This window comes from Caloramator australicus RC3, assembly GCF_000297115.1.
Taxonomy (GTDB): Bacteria; Bacillota; Clostridia; order Clostridiales; family Caloramatoraceae; genus Caloramator; species Caloramator australicus.
Map to the genome: position 1 here is coordinate 22902 of NZ_CAKP01000007.1, position 7826 is coordinate 30727.

Annotated in this window: 7 protein-coding genes and 1 pseudogene; all 8 read left to right on the forward strand. The window is 32.2% G+C overall.

Annotation, left to right across the window (positions count from 1 at the left end):
* The first annotated feature begins 27 nt into the window (after positions 1-27).
* The 8 genes and pseudogenes from minC to CAAU_RS01125 all read left to right on the forward strand — a co-directional run bounded on the left by minC (position 28) and on the right by CAAU_RS01125 (position 7617).
* Positions 28-642 carry a septum site-determining protein MinC gene (gene minC, locus CAAU_RS01090; RefSeq protein WP_008907588.1) on the forward strand — a complete coding sequence of 205 codons (615 nt, stop codon included), beginning with the start codon at positions 28-30 and terminating at the stop codon, positions 640-642.
* Positions 643-657: 15 nt separating this feature from the next.
* Complete coding sequence (minD, locus tag CAAU_RS01095; protein ID WP_008907589.1) at positions 658-1452, forward strand: septum site-determining protein MinD; 795 nt, start codon at positions 658-660, stop codon at positions 1450-1452.
* 10 nt (positions 1453-1462) lie between these two features.
* A complete protein-coding gene (gene minE, locus CAAU_RS01100) occupies positions 1463-1735 on the forward strand; it encodes a cell division topological specificity factor MinE (RefSeq protein WP_008907590.1) in 273 nt (90 codons plus the stop codon).
* 101 nt (positions 1736-1836) lie between these two features.
* Positions 1837-2955, forward strand: a complete 1119-nt coding sequence (rodA, locus tag CAAU_RS01105; RefSeq protein WP_008907591.1) for a rod shape-determining protein RodA — start codon at positions 1837-1839, stop codon at positions 2953-2955.
* Positions 2956-3015: 60 nt separating this feature from the next.
* On the forward strand, positions 3016-3669 hold the full coding sequence (locus CAAU_RS01110; protein WP_008907592.1) for a murein hydrolase activator EnvC family protein: 654 nt from the start codon (positions 3016-3018) through the stop codon (positions 3667-3669).
* Between the two features lie 95 nt (positions 3670-3764).
* Positions 3765-5634: pseudogene (locus CAAU_RS01115) on the forward strand (TIGR03960 family B12-binding radical SAM protein).
* A complete protein-coding gene (locus CAAU_RS01120; RefSeq protein ID WP_008907595.1) occupies positions 5600-6283 on the forward strand; it encodes a TIGR03936 family radical SAM-associated protein in 684 nt (227 codons plus the stop codon). Before CAAU_RS01115 ends, CAAU_RS01120 begins: the two are co-directional and overlap by 35 nt.
* Before the next feature lie 11 nt (positions 6284-6294).
* A complete protein-coding gene (locus CAAU_RS01125; RefSeq protein WP_008907596.1) occupies positions 6295-7617 on the forward strand; it encodes a ribonuclease E/G in 1323 nt (440 codons plus the stop codon).
* Positions 7618-7826: the final 209 nt, after the last annotated feature.

Here is a 7826-nt window from a genome sequence, read left to right on the forward strand (position 1 = left end):
ATATTAAATAGAAAGTGGAGGTTAGGAATGGGTTCTGTAGTTTTCAAAGGCAATAGAAATGGTATTGTTGTATATGTTTTAGGAAAAGAACCTAACGAAATTAAAAAGGATATCTTTGAGAAATTATGTCAGGGCAAGGACTTTTTTTATGGAAGTAGGATGTATCTTAAAAGTGACTATGAGCTTTCAGAGGAATTACTACATAGCTTGAAGGATGACTTATTAAAGGAATTTAACATAAACTTGATTTTTGAGGATAAAAAGACCAATACACCTAAAAAAGGTCAAGATTTAAATGAAGCGATAACAAAAATATATAAAAGAACAATAAGATCAGGACAAAGAATCTTCTATGATGGCAACATCGTCATTATAGGCGACGTAAATTCAGGGGCTGAAGTTGTAGCAACTGGGAACATAATAGTTCTTGGAGTTGTAAGAGGTATTGTCCATGCAGGGGCAGATGGAAATTATAAGGCCTTTATAGCGGCTTATGAATTACAGCCGGAACAGATTAGGATTGCTGATGTGATATCAAGATCGCCGGATGATAAGATGAATAAACCTAAGATTCCAGAGGTGGCAAAAATTAAAGGAAAATTTATTTCTATAGAACCATATTTACCTAATAAACTAATCTAAAGTGGAGGGATTTTAATGGGAACATCGATAGTAGTAACATCTGGAAAGGGTGGAGTAGGAAAAACCACAACTACAGCAAATATAGGAACAGCCCTTGCAATGCTTGGGAAGAAGGTTGTAGTTGTGGATGCTGATACTGGTCTTAGAAATCTTGATTTACATTTAGGTTTGGAAAATAGGATTGTTTATAACCTTGTAGATGTAGTTGAGGGAACCTGCAAATTAAAACAAGCTCTTATAAAAGATAAGAGGCTCGATAATTTATTCTTGCTTCCGACAGCACAAACAAAGGACAAGACAGCAGTTACGCCTGAGCAAATGCAGGAACTTGTTGAAAATCTAAAAAACGAGTTTGACTATGTTATTATAGACTGCCCTGCAGGTATAGAACACGGTTTTGAAAATGCTGTAGCAGGAGCCGACAGAGCAATAGTGGTTACAACCCCTGAAGTATCAGCAGTAAGGGATGCAGATAGGATAATAGGAAAGCTTGAAGCAAAGGGCTTAGAGGACCATCAGCTTATAATAAACAGGATTAAATTTGAAATGACGAAAAAGGGAGAGATGCTAAATATTGATGATATGACTGATATTTTAGCGATTAAGCTATTAGGAATCGTTCCTGATGATGAAAAGATAGTCATTTCAACAAACAGGGGAGAGCCAGCTGTAACTGATCCGGCATCTAAAGCAGGACAAGCTTATAAAAATATAGCAAGAAGGCTTTTAGGTGAAGAAGTGCCATTTATGGAATTAGATAACGAAGAATCCGGATTCTTCTCGATATTCAAAAAGCTATTTAGAAGATAGGAGGGGTGTTATGGATTTTTTAAAATTATTCAGCAAAGAGCCTCCGTCAAAGGATGTCGCTAAGGAAAGGCTTAAATTAATATTGATACACGATAGGGCAAATGTTTCTCCCACTTTTCTTGAAATGTTAAAAAGCGATATAATTAGAGTGATATCCGATTATGCTGAAATAGATGAGAGAGGTTTAGAAATAAAATTAACTAAAGCAGGGGAAGAAGGAATCAGCACTCCAGCTTTAATTGCAAATATTCCAATTAGAAAAATGAAGGATACAGCAAAATAAAAATCATAACCCTTTACAAGAAATATATATTTACCTTGTAAAGGGTTATGATTTTTAATATAATTATTTAGTAAAAGAGCCTATATATAAGGAGTGTTGTTATGCTAACAAAATTAAGCGTTGATAAGAAAATTATGAAAAATATAGATTATTCTATTATTTTTAGCATGATATTTATAATTGCATCTGGCATAATATCGATAGGAGCAGCAACTTTAGCCTTTAGCCAGGGAAACTTGCAGAGGCTAATTTTTCAATCCTTATTCTTTATAATCTCTATGGCAATATTTTTTCTAATTATATTTATTGATTATAATATAATTGGTGGATATTATAAGATACTTTATTCCATCTCAATTATCTTATTAATAGCAGTTCTATTATTTGGAAGTGTAAGAAATAACGCAAAGGCATGGCTAGGGGTAGGACCATTAGGAATTCAGCCTTCTGAGTTTGCTAAAATAGCCACTATAATAACAATAGCAAAACTTTTAGAGGATATTGAAAATATCAATACCTTTAAAAATTTATCAAAGATAGCCATAATAGCATTAATTCCTATGGCTCTTATACAACTTCAGCCGGATACAGGAACTAATTTAATATTTGCGATGACAATCTTAGGTATGATTTTTGTGGCGGGACTTGACCTTAGATTTATTTATTGGACTGCAATTGCTGGATTAACTTCATTTATAGCTGTTTGGAAACTTAATATTTTAAAGGAATATCAAAAAAACAGAATTTTAGTTTTTCTAAAACCAGAAATGGATAAACTTGGTGCAGGCTATAATGCTTATCTGGCTAAAATAGCAGTAGGTTCAGGGAAGTTTTTTGGAATTGGGCTTTTCAACTCTGGTTTAACCGATGGAAAGTTTATTCCCGAAGCACCTACAGATTTTATATTTTGCGTTTTTGCTGAGAAATTTGGGTTCATAGGCGTTCTTTTATTATTACTTGCTTATTTGAATATTTCCTTGAGGGGATTATATATAGCTAAAAATTCTAAGGATAGATTTGGAAGGTTCTTGGTCATCGGAATTTTATCTATGTTTGTATTTCAAATATTGCAAAACATAGGTATGGATATAGGACTTATGCCAATAACAGGGATACCTCTTCCATTTATGAGTTATGGCGGTAGTTCGCTTCTTACTAACGTCATATCAATAGCACTTATTGTTAACGTCGGAATGAGAAAACAAAAAATAAACTTTTAAATTTTCCCCCTTAACATATAGGAATTATTTAATTCATATAATGTTAAGGGGGTGATTATATTGTATTCACAAAATTATTATAATCACATTAGAAACAGAAATAAAAAATCAAGCGATTTTTTAAGCAAGTTAATAAATAATTTATCGATAGTTCTTATAATATTAATTTTTTTTATAGTATTAAAGGCTGTAAAGACAAATACAGCTCTTTGGATGAATGAAGGAATTAAAAATGCCTTTTACAAGGACTACACACAGCAAATAAAAAGCTTTGCAATGAATAAACTAAGCTCATTTAACTTAGGCTCGATTAAGGTTTTCAAACAGCAGGAATTTATTATCGATCAGGTTCCAATTGAAGGGAAAATAGTTTTAAAGTTTGGTGAAAAAATAAATGAAGATAATATTTCAAAAGGCATTATTTATGAAACGGATACTTCAAAAGATGTTAAGGCAATTTTTGATGGAGTTGTAGAAAAAATAGAGGCAAATGATGAATATGGGCTTTTAATCACTATAGATCATAAGAATGGTTATAAATCTATATTCGGTTACTTAGATGAAATAAGATTAACTGAAGGCGAGACAGTAAAAAAAGGAATGGTAGTTGGAGTTAACGGTTTGATTCCGAAAACAAAAAAGTATGCATTATACTTTGAACTGCAATTCAATAATACTTCTGTTGATCCACTAAAATACATAAAGCAATATTAACCGCCAATTGGCGGTTATATATTTTTATTGCTTATTTTAGAATACTTTGTTATTATATGATATGTTAATATTAAGCTGCTTTGGGAGGAATTTATATGGTAAAAATACCTGAAGATATATTAAGGAGAGTTCAAAAGCCTGCTAGGTATATAGGAAATGAAATAAATATGGCAGTTAAAGATCCGACAACCGTTAAGGTTAGATTTGCTATGTGTTTTCCTGATGTTTATGAAGTTGGGATGTCGCATCTTGGGATTAAAATATTATATCATCTATTAAATGAAAGAGAAGATACATATTGTGAGAGGGTTTTTGCTCCATGGGTGGATATGGAGGAGGAGATGAGAAAGAATGATATTCCTCTTTATGCCTTAGAAACTAAAGATCCTATAAAAGATTTTGATTTTGTTGGTTTTACTTTGCAGTATGAAATGAGTTATACAAATATAATAAACATGCTTGATCTTGCAGGCATTCCCTTCCTTTCAAAAGATAGGGAATCGGGTCCTTTTGTAGTTTTTGGTGGTCCTAGTGCCTTTAATCCTGAACCTTTAGCAGATGTTGCTGATTTCTTTATAATAGGCGAAGCAGAAGAGGCATTAATAGAGGTTATTGATATATATGTAAAGTGGAAGGAAAGAAGAGGCAAAAGAATAGAATTTTTAGAAGAAATAACAAAGATCCAAGGGGTATATGTTCCTCAGTTTTACGATATAGAATACAATGAAGACGGAACTATAAAAAGAATGATTCCTAAGAAGGAGGAATATCCCAAGGTAATTAAAAAAAGAATTATAAAGGATCTTAATAAATCCTATTATCCAGAGGCCTTTATTGTTCCATTAACCGAAATAGTCCATGATAGAATAATGCTTGAAACATTTAGAGGCTGCACAAGGGGATGCAGGTTCTGTCAGGCAGGCATGATATATAGGCCTGTTAGGGAAAGAACTGCAAACAAACTATTAGAAATGGCTGAAAAACTTGTAAATAATACAGGTTATGATGAAATATCGCTAACATCCTTAAGTATCTGTGACTATTCTGAAATTCAAAATTTAGTAATGAGCTTAATATCAAGATATGAAAAGGATAAGGTAGGTATTTCACTACCTTCATTGAGAATAGATGCTTTTTCGGTTAATTTAATAAACGAAATTCAAAAAGTTAGGAAAACAGGACTAACCTTTGCCCCTGAAGCAGGTTCACAAAGGATGAGGGACATTATAAATAAAGGCGTTACTGAGGAGGATTTAATAAATTCCGTAACTTCGGCCTTTCAGTCGGGATGGAATACAATAAAACTTTATTTTATGATAGGACTTCCCTTTGAAACCATGGAGGATGTTGAAGGCATTGCCCATTTAGCCCAAAAAGTGGTTGATGCATATTTTTCGTTGCCTAAGGAAAAGAGGACAAAGGGGTTAAGCGTAACCGTCAGCACATCCTCCTTTGTTCCAAAAACCCTTTACTCCCTTCCAGTGGGAACCTCAGGACAGAATTGAAACTTTACAGGAAAAACAAAGATTCTTAAAGGGAAAAATAAAAAGCAAATTTATAAATTATAACTATCATGAATCCTATATAAGCTTTCTTGAAGCAGTATTTTCAAGGGGAGATAGAAGATTAACAAAGGTCCTAATAAAGGCTTGGGAAAAGGGATGCAAATTCGATGGCTGGCAGGAATACTTTAAATTCGACAAATGGATGGAGGCATTCAAAGAGTGTGGAATAGATCCTGAATTTTATGCTTATAGGAAAAGAGCACTTGATGAAATTCTACCATGGGATTTTATCGATGCAGGTGTAAGCAAGGAGTATTTAATAAAGGAATATCAAAGGGCAATGGAGTGTATATTAACCAAAGATTGTAGGTTAGGTTGCACAGCCTGTGGTATAACAAAATATCTTGAAGGTGGTGCTTGTTTTAATGGAGCGATATTTAATAAAGTTTCAAAAAACTGATTTAGTAAAGTTTCTTTCTCATTTGGATACTTTAAGGACTTTGCACAGGGCAATTAAAAGGGCTAAGCTTCCAATAGTTTATTCTAAGGGTTTTAACCCACATCCTTCAATATCGATTGCTTCTCCTTTATCAGTAGGGATTGGTAGTTTAGGTGAATATGCAGATATTGAGCTTGAGGGGGATTTTGATGAGGAAGTTATTAGGGATAGTTTAAATCAATGCCTCCCTAAAGGCCTATATATTACTGATTGCATAAAGATAAAATCAAAAAAGCCCTCCGCTATGAGTGCAGTAGAAGCTGCAAGTTACCAAATACAGCTAGCATGTAACTTTTATAAGATAGGTGATGTTATCGAAAAAGTAAAAAATGAAAAGTATATCTTAAGAACAAAAAGGACAAAATCAGGAGAAAAGGAAATAAATATAAGACCGATGATCTATGAAATTTCTTTAGAGAATAACGAAAAAATAAGTAACTTGAAGGTGTTAGTTCAAAATAGCAATAAAGGAAGTGTAAATCCTGAGATGCTTATTGAAGTATTAAGGGATTATGGAGTTGACTTTTCAATTTTTGAAATAACAAGATTAGAGCTTTATGCAAAGACAAACGATTTTATAGCATTAGATAAATTTTTTAGACTACCATAGAGGTGTTTGGATTGAAGAAAATTTTTGTTGACACTGGAATAACACAAAATAGGTTTTTAGTTTTTGAAGATGAAGAACTAATTGATATTTATATTGAAGATATTTCATATAAAAAATTAGAGGGGAACATATATAAAGCACGGGTAGAGAACATTAACGCTTATTTAAACATAGCCTTTTTAAATATAGGCGAAGTCAAAAATGCCTTTATAGATTTAAAAGAAGCTCCAAATTTAAAAATTGGAGATGAAATAATAGTGCAAATAAAGAGGGATTCTGAAGGCAAAAAAGCCCATAAAGCTTCCAGTCGAATATTATTTCCTGGGAAAAAATTACATTTGCTAGTGGACATAAAAGATATAAAATCACCAAATAAAGAGATTTACATGAAAGTAAAATCATTGTTTGAAAATAACATAAAAGAAAATTACGGAGTTTTAGTTGAAGCTGAAGACTTTAATACTGAAGAGTTAATAAATGAATATCATTCTTTAATAGAAAAGTGGGAGAATATTAAAGACAAAGCAAACTATATAAAGGCTCCATACCTTTTGATGAAGTCAAAAGATTATATTTCAAAACTGATAGATGAACACATTAATGGAAGTGAATGTATAGAACTTTATTTTTCAAAGGAAAAGGATAAAGCTTTATTTCAAAAATACATCGATGTCATAAACTTTAACGTAAGTATAGATATAATTAACACCATCGATAATAGCATATTGGATACCATGAAAAGGAAGCACTTCTTGATAGGTGAAGCCAATATTGTGATGGATGAAGTAGAGGCATTTACAATAATAGATGTTAATTCAGGAAATATAGATTATCATAATGCTGAAATTAAATCGTTGATGGAATTTAATAAATTGGCCGCCCAAAGGATATTTAGACTTTTAAAGCTTAGAAATACAGGAGGAATTATATTTATCGACTTTGTGGATGTAGAAAATAAGCAAAAACAAGAACTATTAAATTTTATTATGGAACTGTCAAAAAACGATAGTAATATAAGCAGGATTTACGGTTGGACTAAATTAGGAGTTCTTGAGCTTGCAAGGGCAAGAAAGGGTAAGAAACTGAAGGAACTAATCTATTACGATTATTATAAGGAAATTTTAAATCCAAGTTATGTTTTAAAGCTCATTGAAAATAAATGCCTCTACAACAAGGAAAAGTTTTTGAAAAAAGAATTTGTCGTATCCATTCCACAAACTACATTTGAATTATCAGAAAAGATTGGTTTTAAGGATAAATTAAAAAAAGAGTTGGATATAGAATTAAAATTTTTAATAGAACCAAATATCATAAATTATGAATTCAAAAATTAGATTGTCCATGTCAATATCTTTTGAAAATGTCACCTAAAAATAATTTAAAATAAAGTTAATTATCGTATGAAAATGTCATTTAGATGGGTAAAAATTAGGGGGCTTTGCCCCCTAGAACCCCCATCCTCGCCGGAAGGCAGAGGGGCAGATTAAACTGCCCCTAAAAGGCAATAGGATACTATGCCGCCTGATGTCAAGGCCTTTCGCGG

Coding starts and splice junctions, on each gene's coding strand:
- minC (WP_008907588.1), top strand. CDS start 28: ATGGGTTCTGTAGTTTTCAAAGGCAATAGAAATGGTATTGTTGTATAT.
- minD (WP_008907589.1), top strand. CDS start 658: ATGGGAACATCGATAGTAGTAACATCTGGAAAGGGTGGAGTAGGAAAA.
- CAAU_RS01120 (WP_008907595.1), top strand. CDS start 5,600: ATGGAGCGATATTTAATAAAGTTTCAAAAAACTGATTTAGTAAAGTTT.
- minE (WP_008907590.1), top strand. CDS start 1,463: ATGGATTTTTTAAAATTATTCAGCAAAGAGCCTCCGTCAAAGGATGTC.
- rodA (WP_008907591.1), top strand. CDS start 1,837: ATGCTAACAAAATTAAGCGTTGATAAGAAAATTATGAAAAATATAGAT.